Origin of the sequence: Paraburkholderia sp. RL17-347-BIC-D, assembly GCF_046027915.1 — a bacterium.
GTDB lineage: Bacteria > Pseudomonadota > Gammaproteobacteria > Burkholderiales > Burkholderiaceae > Paraburkholderia.
In genome coordinates, this window is sequence record NZ_JARESS010000058.1 from 26,721 (window position 1) to 47,212 (window position 20,492).

Annotated in this window: 25 protein-coding genes; 12 read left to right on the forward strand and 13 right to left on the reverse strand. The window is 57.9% G+C overall.

The window, feature by feature from the left end:
* Window positions 1-21: 21 nt before the first annotated feature.
* From P0D96_RS40710 to P0D96_RS40750, 9 genes are all read right to left on the reverse strand, one after another.
* Window positions 22-1,083 (reverse strand): C45 family autoproteolytic acyltransferase/hydrolase, encoded by a 1,062-nt coding sequence (locus P0D96_RS40710; protein WP_408319505.1) that lies wholly within the window; start codon window positions 1,081-1,083, stop codon window positions 22-24.
* A 129-nt stretch (window positions 1,084-1,212) separates the two neighbouring features.
* On the reverse strand, window positions 1,213-2,067 hold the full coding sequence (locus tag P0D96_RS40715; protein ID WP_408179974.1) for a MurR/RpiR family transcriptional regulator: 855 nt from the start codon (window positions 2,065-2,067) through the stop codon (window positions 1,213-1,215).
* Window positions 2,068-2,491: 424 nt separating this feature from the next.
* Complete coding sequence (locus P0D96_RS40720; protein ID WP_408179973.1) at window positions 2,492-2,998, reverse strand: gamma-glutamylcyclotransferase family protein; 507 nt, start codon at window positions 2,996-2,998, stop codon at window positions 2,492-2,494.
* A gap of 368 nt (window positions 2,999-3,366) precedes the next feature.
* Window positions 3,367-3,600 (reverse strand): hypothetical protein, encoded by a 234-nt coding sequence (locus tag P0D96_RS40725; RefSeq protein ID WP_408179972.1) that lies wholly within the window; start codon window positions 3,598-3,600, stop codon window positions 3,367-3,369.
* Entirely contained in the window at window positions 3,597-4,172 is a 576-nt protein-coding gene (locus P0D96_RS40730) for a hypothetical protein (RefSeq protein WP_408179971.1), read from the reverse strand. Before P0D96_RS40730 ends, P0D96_RS40725 begins: the two co-directional genes overlap by 4 nt.
* Window positions 4,173-4,220: 48 nt before the next feature.
* The gene (locus tag P0D96_RS40735; RefSeq protein ID WP_408179970.1) at window positions 4,221-5,438 is read right to left on the reverse strand and encodes a pyridoxal phosphate-dependent aminotransferase; all 1,218 of its coding nucleotides are present in this window, start codon (window positions 5,436-5,438) and stop codon (window positions 4,221-4,223) included.
* Window positions 5,438-6,082: an RraA family protein gene (locus P0D96_RS40740; protein WP_408179969.1), complete on the reverse strand. Its 645-nt coding sequence runs from the start codon at window positions 6,080-6,082 to the stop codon at window positions 5,438-5,440. Before P0D96_RS40740 ends, P0D96_RS40735 begins: the two co-directional genes overlap by 1 nt.
* On the reverse strand, window positions 6,079-6,762 hold the full coding sequence (locus P0D96_RS40745) for an RraA family protein (RefSeq protein WP_408319508.1): 684 nt from the start codon (window positions 6,760-6,762) through the stop codon (window positions 6,079-6,081). Before P0D96_RS40745 ends, P0D96_RS40740 begins: the two co-directional genes overlap by 4 nt.
* A gap of 20 nt (window positions 6,763-6,782) precedes the next feature.
* Window positions 6,783-7,442 carry an RraA family protein gene (locus P0D96_RS40750; RefSeq protein WP_408291658.1) on the reverse strand — a complete coding sequence of 220 codons (660 nt, stop codon included), beginning with the start codon at window positions 7,440-7,442 and terminating at the stop codon, window positions 6,783-6,785.
* 174 nt (window positions 7,443-7,616) lie between these two features.
* On the opposite strand from P0D96_RS40750, the gene P0D96_RS40755 reads away from it, so the two are divergent.
* Window positions 7,617-8,537 carry a LysR substrate-binding domain-containing protein gene (locus tag P0D96_RS40755; protein WP_408179966.1) on the forward strand — a complete coding sequence of 307 codons (921 nt, stop codon included), beginning with the start codon at window positions 7,617-7,619 and terminating at the stop codon, window positions 8,535-8,537.
* Between the two features lie 65 nt (window positions 8,538-8,602).
* Here the strand turns inward: P0D96_RS40755 and P0D96_RS40760 are convergent, their stop codons facing one another.
* The gene (locus tag P0D96_RS40760) at window positions 8,603-9,412 is read right to left on the reverse strand and encodes an alpha/beta fold hydrolase (RefSeq protein ID WP_408319510.1); all 810 of its coding nucleotides are present in this window, start codon (window positions 9,410-9,412) and stop codon (window positions 8,603-8,605) included.
* Window positions 9,413-9,839: 427 nt separating this feature from the next.
* On the opposite strand from P0D96_RS40760, the gene P0D96_RS40765 reads away from it, so the two are divergent.
* From P0D96_RS40765 to P0D96_RS40790, 6 genes are all read left to right on the forward strand, one after another.
* The gene (locus P0D96_RS40765) at window positions 9,840-10,745 is read left to right on the forward strand and encodes a LysR substrate-binding domain-containing protein (RefSeq protein ID WP_408179964.1); all 906 of its coding nucleotides are present in this window, start codon (window positions 9,840-9,842) and stop codon (window positions 10,743-10,745) included.
* Between the two features lie 111 nt (window positions 10,746-10,856).
* On the forward strand, window positions 10,857-12,047 hold the full coding sequence (locus tag P0D96_RS40770) for a CaiB/BaiF CoA transferase family protein (protein ID WP_408179963.1): 1,191 nt from the start codon (window positions 10,857-10,859) through the stop codon (window positions 12,045-12,047).
* 13 nt (window positions 12,048-12,060) lie between these two features.
* Window positions 12,061-13,026, forward strand: coding sequence for a hydroxymethylglutaryl-CoA lyase (locus P0D96_RS40775; protein ID WP_408319518.1), 966 nt, complete (start codon window positions 12,061-12,063; stop codon window positions 13,024-13,026).
* Between the two features lies 1 nt (window position 13,027).
* Window positions 13,028-13,414: a VOC family protein gene (locus P0D96_RS40780; protein WP_408319512.1), complete on the forward strand. Its 387-nt coding sequence runs from the start codon at window positions 13,028-13,030 to the stop codon at window positions 13,412-13,414.
* Window positions 13,415-13,615: 201 nt separating this feature from the next.
* Entirely contained in the window at window positions 13,616-14,929 is a 1,314-nt protein-coding gene (locus tag P0D96_RS40785; protein WP_408319514.1) for a dicarboxylate/amino acid:cation symporter, read from the forward strand.
* 292 nt (window positions 14,930-15,221) lie between these two features.
* Entirely contained in the window at window positions 15,222-16,211 is a 990-nt protein-coding gene (locus tag P0D96_RS40790) for a D-2-hydroxyacid dehydrogenase (protein WP_408179959.1), read from the forward strand.
* A gap of 200 nt (window positions 16,212-16,411) precedes the next feature.
* Here P0D96_RS40790 and P0D96_RS40795 read toward each other — a convergent pair whose 3' ends face one another.
* Together P0D96_RS40795 and P0D96_RS40800 are read right to left on the reverse strand one after the other, a co-directional pair.
* Window positions 16,412-16,684 carry a hypothetical protein gene (locus P0D96_RS40795; RefSeq protein WP_408179958.1) on the reverse strand — a complete coding sequence of 91 codons (273 nt, stop codon included), beginning with the start codon at window positions 16,682-16,684 and terminating at the stop codon, window positions 16,412-16,414.
* Between the two features lie 547 nt (window positions 16,685-17,231).
* Window positions 17,232-17,717, reverse strand: coding sequence for a hypothetical protein (locus tag P0D96_RS40800; RefSeq protein WP_408291668.1), 486 nt, complete (start codon window positions 17,715-17,717; stop codon window positions 17,232-17,234).
* A 188-nt stretch (window positions 17,718-17,905) separates the two neighbouring features.
* Between P0D96_RS40800 and P0D96_RS40805 the strand changes: the two genes are divergently transcribed.
* The 5 genes from P0D96_RS40805 (at window position 17,906) to P0D96_RS40825 (ending at window position 19,944) form a co-directional block, all read left to right on the forward strand.
* Entirely contained in the window at window positions 17,906-18,115 is a 210-nt protein-coding gene (locus P0D96_RS40805) for a hypothetical protein (RefSeq protein WP_408291670.1), read from the forward strand.
* 73 nt (window positions 18,116-18,188) lie between these two features.
* Window positions 18,189-18,407 (forward strand): hypothetical protein, encoded by a 219-nt coding sequence (locus tag P0D96_RS40810; RefSeq protein ID WP_408291672.1) that lies wholly within the window; start codon window positions 18,189-18,191, stop codon window positions 18,405-18,407.
* A 190-nt stretch (window positions 18,408-18,597) separates the two neighbouring features.
* Complete coding sequence (locus P0D96_RS40815; protein ID WP_408179954.1) at window positions 18,598-18,870, forward strand: hypothetical protein; 273 nt, start codon at window positions 18,598-18,600, stop codon at window positions 18,868-18,870.
* A gap of 128 nt (window positions 18,871-18,998) precedes the next feature.
* On the forward strand, window positions 18,999-19,493 hold the full coding sequence (locus P0D96_RS40820; protein ID WP_408291674.1) for a hypothetical protein: 495 nt from the start codon (window positions 18,999-19,001) through the stop codon (window positions 19,491-19,493).
* Window positions 19,494-19,734: 241 nt separating this feature from the next.
* Window positions 19,735-19,944, forward strand: coding sequence for a hypothetical protein (locus tag P0D96_RS40825; RefSeq protein ID WP_408179952.1), 210 nt, complete (start codon window positions 19,735-19,737; stop codon window positions 19,942-19,944).
* 107 nt (window positions 19,945-20,051) lie between these two features.
* On the opposite strand, the gene P0D96_RS40830 is transcribed toward P0D96_RS40825, so the two are convergent.
* Window positions 20,052-20,336, reverse strand: a complete 285-nt coding sequence (locus tag P0D96_RS40830) for an asparaginase domain-containing protein (RefSeq protein WP_408179951.1) — start codon at window positions 20,334-20,336, stop codon at window positions 20,052-20,054.
* Between the last annotated feature and the right edge of the window lie 156 nt (window positions 20,337-20,492).

Below are 20,492 nucleotides of genomic sequence, written 5' to 3' on the forward strand. Positions count from 1 at the left end.
TCCTGTGGTTTCGGCAAGCGCTTAGGCGCCGGCTTGTTCAGATGCCGTGCGGGCGATGAAGGTGTCGAATGCGCACTGCCCTTGCCGGTAGACTTTCATCGACACACCGGCAATGCCGATGTCGAAGAGCGCGGTGGCGAGCGTGTTTTCGTCGTCCGGATCGAGCGGATCGTCGCGGTAGATCGGCAAGCCCGAGGGCGCGCGGTCGTGTAAGACGTCGAGCAAGGCGGCGGGTTGCAACGGGTGGGCGATCGCGGGCAACAAGGCCTCCACACGCAATTGACGGTCTCGCGAGGAATCCGTGACGATTTGCGCTTCGGCTTCGCAGCCGCGATGAATCATGTGGTTCGCGTGGCCGTAGCGGTGCGGCACGGTTTGCACGGAACATCGCTGCGCGCTTGCTTCGACGCTGAAGATGCGCGCGTCGCCCGCACAGCCGAGCGTGTGATGAAAGCCGCTCGCGGCCGGCGTGTCGCGCAGAATGTGCAACGCTTCGTCGAGCGAAGCCGCATCGAGTACGGCACGCGCGAGGATCATGCGCGGCACGCCGGCGACGGGCGTGCGAATGCGCAAATTGTTGATCGCCTGGACGACGCCGGCGCGGCTCACGGCAAAGGTGTGTCCCGGCAGCGATCCGGGGTAATAGAAACTCACGAAGCCAGGCTTGCCGGCCGGCCGAACCTCGACCAGCGCGCAACGCTCGCGCAGAAACGGATCGCCGTCTTCGTTATGCGCGATGAAGCGCGTGTCGCCAACGACCGCCGCCAACGTGGTGCAACCGTCCGGCGCGTTGTGAATCAGTTCGCCGCGGCAGTTCCAGAGAAACACGTCTTCCGCCGGCCAGCCGAGGCCCGCCGCCATGCCGTCGAGTTCAGCGAGCAGCGCCGGGAAATGCGCCTGCGCCGCGTCGCGCAGTTCCCGCACGAACGGAGTGCCGCGCCAGCGCCGAACCGCCTGCCATGCGCCGCTCTGTTTCATGTAGTCGCCGAAAACCGGACGCGCGAACTCACCTAACTGGTAGCCGATGTCATACGGCTCGCCGCTCACCTGCAAAAGACTCAAACCCTGCTTCGAAGCCACCATTCGCACCCATTCAACAATCGGTACGTATTTATACGTTAAAACAACATTTGTTGTCAAACGGCGCGATGCCGAACCAGATGGAGCGGAGCTGTGTCGCACACGGACTCCGCTCGATTCAGACGGGAATGTTCAAGGCACGTACGCGCCCTTCGCGTGCAGCGACTGCTCGGCGATGGCGAGTTGTTCGACCGCATCCGCGCCTTCCAGCGCAAGCAGATGCGCGACCAGCGACTCGGCCAACGCCGTAGCCGCCACCAGCGACGGAAAGAACGACGGACTCTCGTGCGAAAAGATCAGCACCTTGTCGGCATTCAAGGCGATCGGCGATACGGCGCTGTCGGTGATGGCAATCAGCTTGCTGCCCTTTTCCAGCGCGGCTTCAGCTACGCGCGCGGCTTCTACCGAATACGGCGCGAAGCTGATCACGATGGTCGCGCTGTCGCGCTCGATCGTGCGCAACTGCATTTCCAGCGTGCCGGCCTCGCCGTTGAGCAGGGACACCGAGGAACGGAACAGCCGGTAACCGTACACGAGGCCGAATGCGACCGCGTAACAGGAGCGGAAGCCGGCCACGTGCACATGCGGCGCGCGCCGCAACAGACGCGCGCCTTCCACGATTACACGGCCGTTATGCGCGGCGGTGACCTCGAGATTGTGTTGTTGAGCGACCAGCAGATCGTTCGCCAGTGCGTCTTTCGATTTGACGAGCGAACGCGCGCGGCTCGTAAGCGGCTCGGGCCGCGTGCGCACGCGCGCGACGAACAGGTTGCGCAATTCGTTCCAACCGGGGAAACCGAGTTGCTGCGACAGGCGCACCAGCGAAGCCGGTTGCACCTGCGCCCGTTCCGCCACTTTGCGCATGGACGAGACCGCAACCTCGTCGGGATGGTCGAGCAGGAAACCCGCTCCCATCTGGAACTGCGGACTCAGTTCGGAAAAGCGCGCCCGGATCAGGGCGGCGAGCTGGTCGAAACTGTCTGGCATGCGGATGTACCGGGCGAACGGTCGATAAGGATGACAACAAATGTTACCACCCGGCACCTCGCATCCAACAGCAGTTCCAGCGTGCTGGTGGCACGCAAACAATACCTGTCCTATCGCAATCAAACCTGTCCCAGCTAGCTTTTCACAAAACAAACTGGCCCAACTTGGAGGGGCTTCTCGTCCCAATCTCGCTAACCGGCTGATTTGATTGCGCAATGGCCACGCAAGCGCAACAACAAACATCCGGGCGAATGGCGTCTTCTAGGGCGTTGCAACAATTACAATGGCAATTGGATACAAGAGAGTTGTATCTGCGTCAAATCTACCCGTTGCAAAATCAAAGACTTAGCTGCCGGCATCGCAAACAAAGCTGGCCTAAAAAAAGCCAGTTGCAAACAACATCTGGCCTAGCGCCCTTGCCCAATCAGTCGTACAGACGAGCCTCCTTCTCGGCCCTTGAGTGCTGGGGGTCGTCAACGGATGCGACGGCTTCGACGGCACGAATATAGCTGGCTGGAAGGCCAGCCTCACGGGCGCCAATGAATACATGCTGTTTGTACCAGTGATACGGCGTTAGGCCCAACCGTTTGCTCGTCGCGATGTATGTGAGCGCGGCCAAGCCGCCAGCAGCGGTTTCAATCTGTACTGTCTTAGATTCATAACCCGCGCCTGCCCCCTCGAATCTGTCGAGCACCGGATGGTCTCGCAAGGCCACTCCGAAAATGACACCGTACACTCTGTCGCCAGCAACCCCACTGTTCTCGCAATCGCATTTGCCCGACCCGCCCATACTAACCTTGTCGAACGCGAGTCTGCATCCGCTTACGAACCCTGACGCGACGACCCTCGCAGACGGCACCCTTGCGACCAATCGGCGTGCCGACATGTTCGAGCCATACGCGAAATACGCGAATTCGTCGGTTGTGAGCATGTTCGCCCCCTCAATTGAACGGCCGGTGTCAAACCAATTCTGAGCGCAAATTCGCTAGTCAGCTTAACCGGCCGTCGTCGCTGCAAACAATTCCGCGTAGAGGGTGCGCTCCTCGGGGACAATCGCCATCCGAGCGACTTCGCGGGCTGCCGTGATGGCGGCTCGTAGCTCCTGCGTACTCCAATTTGCTCGTGTGGCCGCTGCAAGGAATAATGAAAGCGAACTACCGCGCGCTGACTCCGTGAACCGGTTCGAGAGAATTCGCCTTGGCTTTTTGTCGTCAAGCACTACGCTCCCGAAACCGTCGACAGCTAACGCTTGATGAATCAGTCCGAGCGTAAGCCATGTTGGCAATGCGTATGTTTTGTTTAGCTCACTGCTTCCGCCACTTCCACTTCACGATAGTGATGCGTTGGCGGAATATCGTGTTCGCCATGGTCCTGCTCCTTGCCGGCAAGCAACGCTGCTTCGTGCTTCACCGCACATGGCAGGTAAAACGGAACATAGACGATATGTCGGACATATCCGCCTTTCAGAATATGTATTGCCAAGCCCGTACCAACCGCTCCTTCCAGGTTCTGTGAAATCCAATCCTCACTCATCTGGGCAACCTTTTACCTGCAGGCCTACTTGCTGTGCCCGCCGGCGCGTTGCCCGGCGAAGGGGCTCCAGTCTTGACTGGTCCGTTGCCGCCCCTCTTTTTCCCCCTGAAACAAGGGGGCGGCGCAACACCAGCAGCATCCACCGGAGGCTCAAGCAACTCGTCTGCTCTAGGGCGCACTGCGTCCTTGATGCGTGATGCCACGCCAAGCTTCGGCGACATATTCCGCTTTCCTTCCGGGTCCTTCATCGGCTTGTCGACCTTCGACGACTTCGCCTCCACGATAGCAAACGGCTTCCCTTCGTTCGTTCCCGGGTTCGCGCGCCAGACGCCATCAATGCCGTGACCTCGCGGCCGCAAATCGAAGAGCTTGTTCAGCTTACCGTGGTCATTCAGCTTCCCTGGCATCTCAGCGCCCGGCTCATGCGACCATTTGCCGAGCAGCCCCTGGTCGTGCGCTTCCCATCCTTTTCCCCAACCGAGCGTCTCATAGCAATAATAGTCGGCGATGTGCTCGCCGAGGATGCCGGTGATTCCGGTTGTGATGTCGGCCACCGCGAGCTTCGCGTTCACGACACCCGGACTCGACGATGCAGACGGGCGGTTAGCCTTCTGCGCAGCTCAGTTCGAAAGGGTTTCGCAGAATCGCTTGATTGATTCGCACGCCCGGTGCAAAGCCGCGTCATCAAGCGCGTAGGCGATACGAATGTATGGCCCAAGGCCGAAGGCACTCCCGTGAACGGTCGCGACGCCCGCATGGTCCAGCAGCCCATTGACCACGTCTTCGTCTGACGTCAGCCGTAGGCCTGCCGGAGTGACCTTGCCAATAAGTCCTTCGCACGAGGCAAACGCGTAGAACGCACCCTGGGGTATCTCGCATCGCAGGCCTTCCGCTGCATTGAGCTGTGCCACCAAATAGTCGCGCCGGTGTTGGAAGGCTAAGCGCGATTCACGAACGAAGTCCTGTGGGCCGCTGAGCGCGGCCATGGCGGCATATTGCGAGATGGAGGAGGCACCTGACGTTTGCTGCCCCTGGAGCTTCTCCATGGCATCAATAAGCCATGTCGGACCGGTCCCGAAACCAATTCGCCATCCGGTCATTGCATACGCCTTCGATACTCCATTCATCGTGAGAACGCGGTCGCGTAACCGTGGCTCTACCTGAGCGATAGTAGAGAACCCCAAGTCATCGAACACGAGATGCTCGTAAATGTCGTCCGAAAGAACCATGACCAGCGGGTGAGCAAGCAGCACCTGCGCTAATGCCAGCAACTCCGACCGGCTATACACAGCCCCGGTCGGGTTAGAGGGCGAATTGAGAATGAGCCATCGGGTGCGAGAAGTGATTGCTCCCTCAAGCAGTTCCGACGTGAGCTTAAAACCGCTTTGTACTCCGCACTCGACGAGTATCGACGTTGCGCCACATAGCTGAACTATTTCCGGATAGCTCACCCAGTACGGTGCAGGAATGATGACTTCGTCGCCTTCATTGAGCGTGGCGGCGAGCGCGTTGAAGATGACCTGCTTCCCGCCCGTGCAAACGATGGTTTGCCGCCAGTCGACATCAAGGTCGTTTTCGCGACGAAATTTTTCGGCCACCGTCTCGCGCAGCGCTCGTAAGCCTGCGACCTGCGTATATCGGGTGTGGCCGCGTCGAATTGCATCGATGCCCGCCTCTCTTACGTGTTCAGGCGTATCGAAGTCCGGCTCGCCGGCGCTCAAGGATATGATATCGACTCCTTGTGCGCGCCTGGCCGCAACCCGGTCGATTACACCATAGGTGGCCGAGGGCTTCGCTGCTGCAAGGAAACGGTTCAGTTCGTGAGCGGACGCTGCCATCAGGCTTGCCTCCAATTTGACAGGCCGAGCAGGTCGAGAGTGGAGCGACCGCTAGCTAGTGCGTCCATCATTTTCACCTCCTTATCGGCTCGTGCCTGCCCGTCTGACAGAGTCGACTGGACGCGTTCCGCCGGGATAACAATAACGCCGTCGTCATCGGCCACCACCAGGTCTCCAAGAGCTACTGGCGTACCGGCAAAGTTTAATCTGCGCCCAACCGACGGCACGCTGTCTTTTAGCGTTCCGCGCACAGAGACGCCACGCGCGAACACCGGGAATTTGCGCGCCGTAAGCGCCGCAATGTCTCGTACACCACCATCGATGACCAAACCCACCACGCCCGCTGCTTCAGCAGCGACAGTGAGCACCTCCCCCCAGTAGCCGGCTATGAAACCGGACGCCGATACGACGAGAACGCTGCCAAGTGGCACACGTTCCATAGCGATGTGAATCGCAAGGTTGTCACCCGGCGCGCACTCGACAGGATAGGCCGCGCCAGCAACCGAAGCGCCGGGCCAAACTGTTCGAATCGCGGGGTCCACCGAGGCCGTCGAAATTCCGGACGCCTCATATAGGGTGGACGTGCCAAGGCGCCGGGCTTGCGCAAGGGACGCCTCGTCGTAAGCAATAGTCGTGTTCGTCATGATGCTTTCCGTTGCAGTGTGTGATAGCCGAGTGCGGTCCGCGCCTCGCGAATCGTCGCGCCGTTTGCGATACGTTCGCGGATGGAGCTTTCGACAGATTCAATTTGTCGTGCCTCCTCGGCGACTTCTCGAGCGCGAGCGCGCGGCACAATGACTACCCCGTTGGCGTCAGCGACCACGATGTCCCGAGTAGCGACTCGTACCGTTCCGACCGCGATTGTCGTGTTGACAGATTCGACCTGTACGCGGTCTTTGCCTGTACGCATAAATCTACCGGCCGTGAAGAGCGGATAGCCGTCGCCCAACGCCTTACTAACATCACGGCAGACTCCGTCAATGACGGTGCCAGCAACTCCTCGCAACCCAGCGTACTGGGTCATGATGTCACCCCATACCGTGCAGTCGGTCCGGCCATCGTTATCAATTACGACCACATCACCTTCTGCAACGTCGTCGATGAAGTCTCCGACGGTGCCCGGCGGAACAGATGCGGGTATGTACTTGACCGTGAACGCCGGTCCAACGATGGGGTACGCATAGTCGGCTAGTGGCGCGATGTTGAATGCCTGGCCATGTAGACCAAGCTTGTCCAATGCGTCCGACACGCCTGGGGTGTCGAGGCCATCGAAGAGCGCAACCAACTCTTTGTCTTCTGCGCTCGCCTTCTGAGGGTTCGTCATGTGCATCACTCCGAGGAAGATTATTGTGTGCGAATTGCTTCGAATTCTTTGTCGTGCATCACTTCGGCGACGGAGCGTCCCGCACGAACCGCGGCCACCATGCCATCCTGCCGACGTGTGATTCGCTCGCCCAAGTCGAGTATTTCTTCGATTCGAGAAGCAGGCACAAATACCGTGCCGCAACGGTCGGCGACCACATAGTCGTCCTCGTGCACGGTTACCCCGTCAATCTGGACGGGCTTCCCGGAGTCAATCTGAACGACGCGATTTCTGGCGCTTATCATCGTGACGCCGCGGCCGAAGACCGGATAGCCGATGGACTCGCTACCCTCGATGTCCCTGCTTACGCCATCGATGATTGAGCCGCGAATTTTCTTCGCAACTGCGGCATTAGCAAGGATGTCTCCCCAGCAGGAGATTCCCTCCAGGCCACCGCCGATAACCAGAACGCGGTCATCCGTTGTTACAGCGTCGATAACAGGCGAGATGAGGTGAACTGTCGGAGTCGCATCGGTCTTGGGGCCAAGGAGGATGGTGCTCGCCCGGCCGACAACCTTCGGGCAATCCCAGAGTGGACGCAAGCCATAGGTCGCACCTGGAAGACCAAGGAAGTCGAGTGCATCAGAAACTGTGTTGGTGTCGAGTGACGCCAGCCGGTCAAGCGTTGAAGTATGGGTCATTTGGCGATGGTCCGAGTGAACGATACCCAATCGTCGGCTCATTGCCCTGATATGTAAATTCGCAATCAGGTATCTGTCTGATACGATTCACGGATGACTCAGCACGTCCGCACGGAGCCAATATTCCCCGGCCGTCCGAGACCCGGTATTGGTTTGACAATAAGGTCCATTGAAATGGCAACCATTGATTTCCGTCTAATCCGCCAACTTTGGATGTTTCTTGCAGTCGCCGAGGAGAAACACTTCGGGCGGGCCGCGCAGCGCTTAAACATGTCACAGCCGCCGCTGACGGAGCAGATAAAAGTGCTCGAACAGTCGCTGAAATTAAACCTGTTCGAGCGCTCCCGCCGCGGCACGCAACTGAGCGCAGCCGGCGCCGCGATTCTGCCGGCCGTTCGCCAGTTCGCCGACCAGGTGGAGCGCCTTGAGCGAGTAGTGCGAGAGGTCGCTGCTGGGCAGACCGGTGTGCTGCAGGTCGGCGCAATCACTTCGGCCATGCTCGAAACGGTGCCTGAGGTTTTGAATGCGTTGAAGCACGAATACCCAGACCTGACGGTCTTCATTCGGGAGATTGACAGCGTCGAGGCAGTACCGGCCCTGGAGGCAGGCGAACTCGATGTGGCGTTTGTGAGGCTGGATGGGAATGTCGGCCATGGAATCGCAACGATGCCACTGGCCGAGGACAGACTTGCAGTCGCGGTGCCGCGGGACCATCCCTTTGCAAAGCTCTCCCGGGTCCGGTTGCGGTCACTGGCCGACGAATCACTTGTCATGTCCTCGCGACAGGTGAGCCCGGCTTACTTTGATTTTCTGACGGCGGTCTGCCAGTCCCATGGCTTCGCACCCCGGGTCTTGCACGAGGTTCGCTCAGTGACGTCACAAATCGCTTACGTCGGCTGCGGGCAAGGAGTCGCGCTCGTGCCGGCGTCAACGCGCAAGCTTGCTTCCGAGAATGTTGTCTTCCGCCCGCTGAAGGAGCGCGTCATGGTCGTGACCGCTGCGCTTGCATGGAATCCGAACCGCCACCATCCGATGGTCGATGCAGTAGTTTCGCACGCAAAACGCGCACGTACCAGACCCGCCTCGAGTGTTTAGGCGCCTATGACTGCCTTACGGCGACGCAGCGGGAAAGTTTGGCGTGTCGAGTCTCGGCCTGATGGTTACTGGGGAACGACATACCCAAGGAAGAACGCGATTCTTTTCCACATCTCGACGGGGTTGGAGTACATCGGAAAATGGCCGGAGTCCGAAATGCATGCTAGCGTCACACCCGATTCTTCCAAGCACGAAAGGTAGGACAGGCCGGCATTCTGCTCGCCATACATAAACATCTTTCGACACGGCAGTTCGACGAACTTCGTAAGGAGGTCGCCATGGTCGGAAAGCTCAACCATCGACGTAAAGATTCCGTGAACGGCTTCTGCACGGACCTTGTGTCGGAGGCTTGCCGCGTACAAAGAGCTCGAGAAGTCGTTGGCTTTCCAGTTCCGGTCGATGAAGTCGGCAAAGAACTGGTAAGGGTTGTCGGACGGATGGCTCGTGATTTGCCTGCTCAAGAAGCAGTCTTCAGGTGCGACGTTGCCCTCGATGTCGATGAAGCTTAGGACGCGTTCGCCTTCCTCGTGAGCGAGCATTAGCGACGTAAGGCCGCCCATCGAGTGCCCAACCAGATGAAATTGCTCTACCTCCAGACGCGTCAGCACTCCTCGTGCGGTATCGACGAGAAATGGCATAGATACTGCCGAAAGATTGCTACATTCGCTCTCGCCGCAGCCTGGCGCGTCGTAGGCAATGAACGGGCGTCCGGAAAACGCTGGCAGTCTCGCCATGTCGGCGTAGTCTTCCTTGGTAGAACCGAACCCATGGAGAAAAATTACAGGCTCGCCTACACCGGGCCTATGTATCGCCGCGATACTCAAAGACACACCGTGAACGAGCAGTTCGAGCTTTTCCCGCTTGACGTCGACCATGGATGCTCCCAATACAGTCAGTTGATGGTGCGGTCATCTGATGGTCCCGCTTACCCTACCCGGCATATCCTCAGGTTTCGAATCTGATATGTACAGTCCGGATTCGGTATCTCTGTGATACGAATTCGCTATTTCCACCAGCTGTTACGCGGTGCTGCCAACGGGAGGCGAACTGCGCGCAAAGAAAGCGCGGGCTTTCAAGGCCTGAGAATACGAGAGCCGGTGGCAACCGTCCAAGGCGCACTGCCAAGGAAATGTAGCGCAAGCTGTCCAGTCGCGAATGTGTGGCTTATGTTGCTATCGAATAGCAACGCTGCAGCGCTTTTCTGCTGCCCATATCTTCTGCTTTCGAGTCGTCGAACTTGAGGCTCCGGTTTCAAAACTAGCGGCTGAGCTAGTATGTATGTAACTTCCCATTGGTCACCCTATGTCGAGCTTTTTTCACTACGACCTGCAGTCGCTCAGACTCTTTATCGTCGTTGCCGAACTCGGTAGCCTGACTAGAGCTGCTGAGCGCACGAACATGACCCTGTCTGCAGCCAGCAAGCGAATCGCTGAGCTCGAACGAAGCACCGAGTGCACGCTCCTCCTCCGGCAACCGCGCGGCGTCGAACTGACCGCTGCAGGCAAAGGGTTGCTCGCCCACGCACGGCAGGTGGTTGAGCGCGTAAACCGCATGGCCAACGAAATGAGTGACTATTCAACGGGGGTTCGTGGGCACGTGCGGATGTGGGCAAACACCTCCGCCATCGTCCAATTTTTGCCGCGCGATGTACGTATCTTCCTTTCCGACAACCCCACCGTCAAAATCTCGCTGGAGGAACGGCTCAGTGGAGAAATAGTGGCCGCAGTGACAAGCGGTGATGCCGACATTGGCATCTTCGCGGACAATGTTCCAGCCCCAAATATTGAGAAGGCCGTCTATAGGCAGGACAAGCTTGTCTTGCTCGTGCCGAATGGCCACCCGCTCGCGACCCTTCAACAGGTCGCATTTGTCGACACACTCGACTTCGAGTACGTCGGCTTGAACGAGGGAAGCTCACTACTCGCCCGTTTACTCGCCGCGGCAATCACCGCTGAGCAGACGCTCAAGGTTCGCATCCAGGTAAGCAGTTTCGATGGTATCTGCCGAATGATTGAGCAAGGCTTGGGTATCGGCGTCTTGCCTGAAGCCGCGGTTCGAAACGAGATTCTCGCCGCGGGCCTGCGGCCCGTTCAGCTTGTCGACGACTGGGCAATCAGGACACTCTGGATTGGCACCCGGTCTCTCGAAGCGCTGTCGCCTGAGGCAGTCCGCCTGTTCAACTTCATGTCGGGTCGGAAAGAAGCGTAATTCCAACCCTTTCCAAAATGGAAAGGGTGCTGGAAAATTCTTCGATTTTCACGGGCGTCGGCTTGTCGCACAGTGAAGCATCGGTAAAACGAAGCTTCACAGGAGACAGCCGTGACAAAACCGCTCGCAGGTATACGCGTGCTCGAGATGGGGCAGCTCATTGCCGGCCCCTTCGCCGGGAAAATGCTCGCTGAATTCGGAGCGCACGTAACCAAAATCGAACCTCCCGGCGCCGGCGACCCGCTGCGCAAATGGCGTCTATTGCATGGCGGCACCTCGGTGTGGTGGGCCACGCAATCGCGCAACAAGGAATCGGTCACGCTCGACCTCCGTTCGCCTGAAGGTCAAGACGTAGCTCGCAAGCTCATCGCGGAAAGCGACGTTCTGATTGAGAACTTTCGTCCCGGCACGCTCGAAGCCTGGGGACTCAGCTGGGACGAACTGCATGCGCTCAATCCACGTCTTGTCATGCTGCGCGTATCGGGCTACGGGCAGACGGGGCCATACCGCGACCGCCCCGGGTTTGGAGTCGTAGCCGAGGCGATGGGCGGCCTTCGACACCTCAGCGGTGAACCTGGGCGCACGCCAGTACGCGTCGGCGTTTCCATCGGCGATTCGCTCTCCGCACTGCACGGCGTAATCGGCATTCTCCTGGCGCTGCGTCATCGCGACCAGAATGGCGGCCAGGGGCAACTTATAGACGTTGCGCTCTACGAGTCGGTCTTCAATATGATGGAGAGCCTGCTGCCCGAATATTCTGTCTTCGGCGCCGTGCGCCAGCCTGCGGGCAGCAGCTTGCCCGGCATCGCACCTTCGAACGCTTATCGTTGCATCGACGGAAAGTACGCTCTGATTGCGGGCAACGGCGATAGCATCTTCCGCCGCCTGATGGACCTTATCGGTCGTCGTGACCTCGCGGAAGACCCAGCGCTCGCACAAAACGACGGCCGGGTAAAGAATGTCGAGCGCATCGATGCAGCCATCGCTGAATGGACGGCGAGTCAGTCGCTCGACGACGTTCTGGCCGCGCTCAATGAAGCTCGAATCCCCGCTGGGAAAATCTACGACGTAGAAGACATCGCAAGCGACCCGCACTACCTTGCCCGAGACATGATTCTCGACACACAACTGCCCGACGGAACTCCAGTAAAAGTACCGGGGATTGTGCCAAAACTCAGCGCAACCCCAGGCACTGTTAATTCATCTGCGCCGACACTCGGTCAGCATACGGACGCTGTACTTGAAAGGCTCGGCATAGACGCCGCGACGCGCGAATCATGGCGTTCTCACGGCATTATCTGAAAGGAGCGTGATGATGAAAGGTCAACCCATTTTTATCCACGAAGTCGCCACTCGCGATGGTTTCCAGAATGAAGCCCAATTCGTCGATACCGACGATAAGATTGCCCTGGTCGACCGGCTAAGCAAGTGCGGATACGCGAAAATCGAAGTAACGTCGTTTACATCTCCGAAGGCGATACCAGCCCTACGTGATGCTGAAGCGGTTATGCACCAAATCAAGCGGCACGAAGGCGTAATTTACACGGTCCTTGTTCCCAACATTCGCGGTGCCGAGCGCGCATTGTCCTGCGGCGTGGATGAAGTGAATCTTGTGATGTCGGTCAGCGAAAGCCACAACCGCACCAACTTGCGCATGAGCCGCGAACAATCCTTCGCGCAACTTCGTGACGTTATTAGCGTCGTGAACCAAACCGAGGTCGCGATAAACGTCTCCCTCTCCACTGCAATGGGATGCCCGATGGAGGGCGACATTGCTAAACAGGAAGTCCTCGCCTGGATGCAGCGTTTCGCGGACCTCGGTGTGCACGGGGTCACGCTCTGCGACACTACCGGTATGGCGTTTCCCTCACAAGTTCGCGCCTTGTGCCAAGCCGCGTGCGAGCGATTCCCTGCGCTCGAGTTGACCCTGCACTTCCACAACACGCGCGGTATGGCTCTCGCCAACACACTCGCCGCGCTCAAAGCAGGCATCGACCGTTTCGACGCTTCGCTTGGCGGCCTCGGCGGCTGCCCGTATGCGCCAGGGGCAACTGGCAACGTTTGCACGGAAGAGCTTGTGCATATGCTGGAACTCGACGGCTACAACACCAGCGTGAACATTCCGGACCTGCTTGCTGCCTCGGCTCTGCTTCCAAGACTTATTGGGCACGATGTGCCAAGTCAATTGCTTAAGGCGGGTCGGCGCATGGACCTGCACCCTATGCCATCTCTCGCCAGTGATGGTCGTCCTGAGCAACGCGCATTTGAAACGGGGGTCTGACGTGGGGTTCATTGACCATCTGGACCATCTGGTCTTAACGTGCGTTGATTTCGAAGTCACGAAGCGCTTTTACACGGAAGTCATGCAGATGCAACTCGAAACATTCGGTGAAGGACGCATTGCTTTCCGGTTTGGCAATCAGAAAATAAACGTACACGTGAGAGGTTCTGAGTTTGAGCCAAATGCGCATCTACCTGTTCCCGGTGCGCTCGACCTGTGCTTTGTCGCAGGTGTTCGGTTAGACGACGTTGTCACACACCTTGAGCGATGCAACTGCCCAATCATCGAAGGACCAGTTGAACGCACCGGTGCCACCCAGAAAATCCGCTCTGTCTATATCCGCGACCCCGACTTCAACTTGATTGAAATCGCAGACCTCCAGGAATAACGCAGTAAAGGGAGGCGTCGCTTGGTACACGTAATCTCGACTGACAGGCTCCTCGTCTTGCGAACTTTATGCCGGTTCGCGTCGTACGGTTCGAACAAACAAGACGCTAACCAGAGTCAGGAAGCATTTTCAGTATTGGTTCAAACCCGGTGAACGGCGCATAAGCCGACCCGAATCCAGTAACGATGTAGGAGACACATCATGAGCATTGCAACGGAGGCATCAGTCCACCCGCAGCCCGCCCCTCGCACCCGAAAGCGGTGGTTCCACCACCTGTACATTCAAGTCTTGATAGCGGTGGTCCTGGGCATTATTCTCGGACACTTCTATCCGTCCGTCGGCGAAGCAATGAAGCCTTTAGGAGACAACTTCCTGAAGCTCATCAAGCTCATGATTGCTCCATTGATTTTCTGTACCGTGGTCCACGGCATCGCGAGCATGAACGACATAAAGTCGGTTGGTCGCGTCGGCGTCAAATCACTCATCTATTTTGAGGTAATGACGACGCTGGCCCTTGCCATCGGCCTGATAGCAGTCAACATATTGAAGCCTGGCAGCGGAATGCATCTGGACCCGCGCACACTCGATGTTTCAGCTATTGCCGCCTACACAAAGGCTGCTCACGACCAAAGCGTTGTCGGCTTTATATCCCACATTATCCCAACAACGGTGTTTGGGGCATTTGCAGAGGGCGACATTTTGCAGGTGCTGTTCGTGTCTATTATCTTCGCCTTCGCACTCCAGATGCTCGGTGAACGCGGCAAGCCTTTGCTTTCAGTAATTGACGCCGGCGCGAACACCTTCTTCAACATGGTCCGCATCGTGATGTATGTCTCGCCGATCGGTGCGTTTGGTGCAATTGCCTTCACCATCGGCAAATACGGTGTTGTGTCGCTGGGTTCCTATGGTCAGTTGCTACTCACCTACTACCTCACCGGCCTTGTCTTTGTGTTTGTTGTTCTGGGGGCAGTCTGCCGCCTCGCTGGATTTAGTCTGATAGCGTTTCTGCGCTATATCCGGGACGAGCTGCTTCTTGTCCTTGGCACGTCCTCGTCGGAGTCCGCTCTGCCTCGGCTCATGGCAAAGCTCGAAAAACTGGGCTGTGACAAGTCTGTCGTCGGACTGGTAGTTCCTGCTGGATACTCGTTCAACCTCGACGGAAGTTGTATCAACATGACGGTTCTGGCAATCTTTATCGCGCAAGCTACCGACAGTACACTTAGCCTCGGACATCAACTTACTCTTATGCTAGTTCTGTTGCTCACGTCGAAGGGCGCCGCGAGCGTCAGCGGAGGTGCATTCATTGTTCTGGCAGCTACACTGAGTTCGGTACCCGGCATCCCGGTAGCGGGCTTGGTGTTGGTACTGGGGGTGTACCGGTTCATTTCGGAGGGGGGAGCCATCATTAACGTCATCGGCAACGGCATTGCGACGATAGTCGTTGCAAAATGGGAAAAGGCCCTCAACCGCGAAACTTTCAAAACTCAACTCTCGCAAGGACCACAAGACGATTGAAACGGGTTTTCATTGACACCGTAAAGCGCCCTCAAAGTCGCGTTGAGGTCACCGAGAAGTGAGCAAGGGTCCGGAGCGGTCGTTGCGTCCCGAACCCTTTGCTTTTCCCTATCGACACCCCTCTTCGGACGATTCTCCGGTCAACACTCGAGGTTGAGGCACTCTAGGGTCAAGTCTTACCTTCAGCATCGCTGGGGTCCGCCACGAACTCCCGAAGCTGCCGCCTTACCGCCTCCGTAGCGCGCGATTGGCGGGAGCCGCCCCTTTTTGTTAGCTAACAGGCCCAATACAAATGAATCCATCATCCTCTCCTTTGCGAGTCGTCTTCCTCGACCGCTCGACCATTCCGCCGACCACAAAACTTAAAGAACTTCCTTTCAATCACGAGCTCGAGCTCCACGAAACTACGACGTCTGACCAGGTTCTTGACCGAGTTCGCGACGCTGACATCGTAATTACCAACAAGGTAAAGCTCGGTGCTGATGTGATTACCCAAGCGAAAAAGCTTAAGCTCATCGCTATTGCCGCAACCGGCGCCGATAACGTCGACACGGGTGTATGCAATCAGATGGGTGTTTCAGTCTGCAACGTGAGGAACTATGCGGTGCACACGGTACCCGAGCACACGTTCGCACTGATTTTTGCCCTGCGGCGAAGCCTGACTGCATACTGCTCGGCGGTACAAGCCGGCCGCTGGCAAGAGTCCGGCCAATTCTGTTTCTTCGACTATCCCATCAAAGACTTGGCGGGTTCCACGCTTGGCATCATCGGCGACGGTGCGTTAGGGAAAGCGACGGCAGAAATCGGCAGAGCGTTGGGGCTAAAAGTCCTATTCTCAGCTTTCAAAGGGCGCGACGACATGGGGATGCTATACACCCCGTTTGAAAAAGTCCTTGAAGAGTCTGACATCATTACTCTTCATTGCCCGCTGAACGAACAGACTCGAGACCTCATCGACGACGCCGAGTTTGCTACGATGAAGCGACGGCCACTGCTCATCAACACAGCACGTGGTGGGCTAGTGAACGAGGCAGCGCTAGTTAGGGCCATGAACCGCAACCTGATTTCTGGCGCCGGATTTGACGTTGTTACCCGGGAGCCCTTGTCGGAAGACAATCCACTGAATGAAATTCTGAATCATCCAGCGTTCATCCTGACGCCTCATGTGGCTTGGGCGAGCGAAGAGGCGATTCAAGCGCTTGCCGACCAGCTCCTGGACAACATTTCAGCCTACGTGGCAGGCGAACCGCGAAACATCGTGAATACGCCTATCCAGCGATAATACATATCGTTCCCATGTGCCAGGTTCGTCATTCAGGAACGATAGCGCACCGGTGCATGCGCAAGAAAAAGGAAACCAGCACTCGCAGTTGGCGCAACCACTGGGCAGTGCCGCTGTCACTTATTGCGGCAAGCTCGCTGTCAAGCAGCTCTATCACAAGAAGCCGGCTACTATTCTTCCTACTCCGATATCTTCTGCGGCTAGTCCCCAAACGGGTTGCCGGTGTCTTTCACTTCGGTACTAAGGTTGTATTCCGCACGCACGGCCTTGAGCACGCCCTCGATGTCGCGCTCGAAGCCGACTGCGTTGCCGAAGTGGGTCATGTTCCAGTTGCAGCCTGTCTTGTCAGCTTCTTGCAACTGTGGCCGCGGCACACGAATCTTCACGCCATCCTCGACTATTTCCCGCAGTCGATGGATTCGCCGGTTGACCTCCTGCTGAAGCTGCGAGGCATTGAGCGTCTTGCGTATCATCTAGGTCTCCCTCCGGTTGCTCAAAGCCAGTCTAGCGCAAATGAGGCGTTCCGCGGCCGGGCGCTGAACAGCAAAGTGCCTGAGAGAGAGCAGGCGCCTTGGTTCGTCGGGGTGCGTCTGTAAGTCAGTACGCGACAATCACTACGCCGCTGCCGCAAATGCCACGACCACCGATGCGCGCATCGATTGCTCTTTTTATGGCTAGTCTGGCGAACAGCTTTATACCAGCGACTATTCCTGCAGGCGTCGACGCACCATTGCCAGCAGGACCACCATCAATCGCGTCTGCAATCGGAAACTTTCAGCGGCTCCTTCACATTTCCAATCCACCGCGGCGGCTTTGCGTGACGGGTTACATAAAGATGTAACTGCGCGAGTGCTTCACGCTATCGTAGTTTGTCGGCTTTGGCCTGACCGAAGGGACTCGTACACGCGTATGAAAGTGAGGGGTCGTAGAGTCACCGACTATCCAGTAATGAGGACAATTCATCGGTACCGTAGTCGCAGAGAGCGTTTCAACTACGTGACGCATAGCAGCCTTGCTGATTCAATCCAGCAACCAGTAGGTCAACGGTGCTCTGTCGAAAGAAGGCAATGACGGTTGCCTGTTCCCAGCCCTCAATGATTCGACTCGAAAGAACAACCCGTGCGAGGCAGCCGCGATAAACGCTTCGTTGTGGAGTTGCTGGCAAATACTGCGGCGTATGTCTCCGAGTTCCTTTTGGGCTGACCAGAGCGCATCCGCGGTTTTCTGCGCCTTGACCCGCAGGACCTGCTCAATGGAAAGTCCGATGTAGCTAAGTCCAAGTCCGTCCGGGGTATGCGGCGGCTGAACGAATGCAACGGGTCGATTGCCTGCGGCACTCAGCGCGGGGCGCGACAGCCGCAATTCGCCCACACCCGCTTGCTGCACCATCAGGTCGACGAGCGCTCCGAGCGGCCAGCCCCCGCCGGGAAGTTCGGCAGACAGCGCGGGATAGCCGGTCTCAATGACCCGCCCACGGCCACGCGCGAGCTGCGACGCACGCCACAAGGACGGATGTATCTCTTCGGCGGTAGCTAAAGCGCTGGGCATGTTGCATCAAAAACCTGTATATTTATACAGTATAGTACACGCAATTTCATTGCGGTGAACTGTCACTTTTATTTGGGGAACTGGCTTCGCGACATCGCGCGCTCGGCTCAACATCCAGCTTCCTTTTGTTCAGAGGAGATTCCATCATGAGAGCGGACGAGTGGGTTCGGGAAGCCGAACGAGAATCGAAGCTTGTCGATGCCTTGTTCAAGGCGCGTTATCTGATTTCGATGCACAACGGCATGACCGTGCGCTGCGACGGCGAAGAATGGGCACTCGATTTCGTCCAGGAACTGAAGATGATTGACGCTACGTTGAAGATGGCCGGAATCGACACCCAACGGCTCAAGCAGTAGATACTTGTCGAGCCGCTAGAGTTGAGGCAATCACTGATAAGAAGCGGTACGGACGACCTTTAGAGGTCAACAGATGCAAACTGAGAAATATCGTGGGTACACGCTGTGGGGCCATGCCATCCTGCAGCAGGAAGATATCATGCGACCGGAACGATTCGCCGGAAGCGGCACAATCATGCGCGACTCGAAGGTTGTAGAGGCGTCTGGAGTGCTTGGCGCCTTCGATACTAATGAAGAGGCAGAATCAGCAGGCCTTTCATGGTGTCGTGCGTGGGTCGATAGCCACGGCTAGCGCGGAGGAGACTGATGTGAAACCACTCAGTCACAGGCGACATCCGATGTGATGCTGCTCTGCGCGACAGCTCTATCACATCTCGCGTCGAAACCCGTCGCTCTAGAGCGCCATCGCTTCGCTTCAGCTATCACCCTGACCATCGCGGCCGAACGTATACTGGGCGAGACGCTGTGGCACGCCGGCGGGCGTGGACTGGCAGTTCGATGCGGCCGACCTGGCGCACACGAAGCTGCACGGCCGGCCGGTGGGCCGCCTGGCCTTCAATGCCGCGGAGAGCTGTGTGGCCACAGCGCTGCGGCACTTTGACAAAACCAATGCGCCGGACTTCGAAGCCGACCTCGAGGAAGCCGCGTGCTGGATGCTGGTGCGGGCCTGCGAGAATGCGCACCGGCTCGGGCTGACCATGCAGGGCTTTGACACATTCAACGAGTGGTTCTGCGACCACGTCGTCGTGACGTGATTCCAGTCGCCGCGCACAACGCACCTCACCCTGCGTTAGGCCGGGCGAGAGCGGCCCGAAGAACAACAACTTCGGAACGTTCACTTCGCGACTACGCGGCAGACGTTTCCTGACGGAGCGCATGAATCATGAGGAAGCAGTTGACCACCGCCGCAATCGCGACCTGCCTCGTGCTGGTAGCCGTCCGGGCCCAGGCTGGAACTGTCGATGTCGACTACGAGAATGCGACCTTCCGCATCAACAACGAAGACGTGAAGTTGTCGAATGGCAAGCGAGCGATACCGGCCGCGCCTGGCTCGGCGACGCAACACGTGACGCGTGTGTTCGGCAAGCCCGTCGGTGGCCGGCTTGACTCGAAGCCTGCTGCCGCGTTATTCCTGGCGGACGAACCAGGCGGTAGCGGCATTTTCAAGTACGTAGCGGTGGCATTCAGTGACTGCAGTAAGACCAACGCTATCTTCCTTGGCGACCGCATCATGCCGCGGTCGATTGTGTTCCATGGCAGCTCCATCGTCGTCACCTATCTAGACCGAAAACCGGACGAACCCATGGCTGTCATACCCAAGGTGACGAAGAGCATGACGCTTGGCTTTGATTCCAAGACCTGCCAGCTCGCCAAATAACAACACGGGACCGGGCGGACCCAACGGGGCACCGCCCTGAAAGAGCACGCATCCGACCCGGGCGTGCTGACCGCGGTTGGCCGTGCAAAATCTGGCGCAGAGCCTTGATGCATGCCTTCCAAGCAGAGACTTAAAAAAGCCGGTGGGCCGCCGGCTCCCTCCGGTGATAGGGGGCTTAAGAATAGGTGTGAGCCAGTTTCGTACCGCCTGTGCGATATCGGCCGAAGATAGGAAACCCAACATGAAACTTGACGACGCCACTTTCCGGCAACTGCGCCGTCTTGCTCCTGTACTCGACGACTTGCTGAACGCGGGTGAGGTAGAGCATCCCGACCAGGCGGTACATCTTGCTGCATTGGCGCAACTTTGCTCACATGTGTTCGAGGCGTATCAGCGTCAGCATCCTGATGAGACGGCGCAGGCGCGGCTCGACGCAATCGAGTCCCAATAGCACACGCCGTCCTGGTTGCAAGACCCGTAAATCGACACCGGAATCAGCAGGCGTGAGCTCCTTTGCACCTGAGCACGAGGCAGCGTGCGCGGCACGAATAACGACGGTCAAGCGAACTTGCTTTGCCAGTCAGCTCGACAACCGTTCAACCTGAGTTGGCGGTCGGGCGAGGATTCGGGCCGGCGCACGGGCTTGTCGCTTTTCACCACGAGGTTGAGGAAGTAGGCCGTTTCTTCGAGCGTCTCTGTTCCATGCGTGATGACCACACCAGCGATGTCAGGTTGAGCCAGAAGTGTATTTACCCGCCTGGCCAGCTTCAGCAAAATTTCATTAGTGATGTTCTCGCTTCCGAGGTTCAGCGCCTGCTCGCCAGACACCTGCGCCTTTTCCAAGCGACGAAACCGACTTCAATAGAACGTCCGCAGTGAGGACTTCGGACTTGTAGCCGGTGGTTTTCCGTTTCGCTCGCGCCAGTTCCAGCGATAGTGCCACCCGTCGCCAGTACGGTAACGTGAGGCACCGCACATTTAGCGCACTCGTCGCGAACG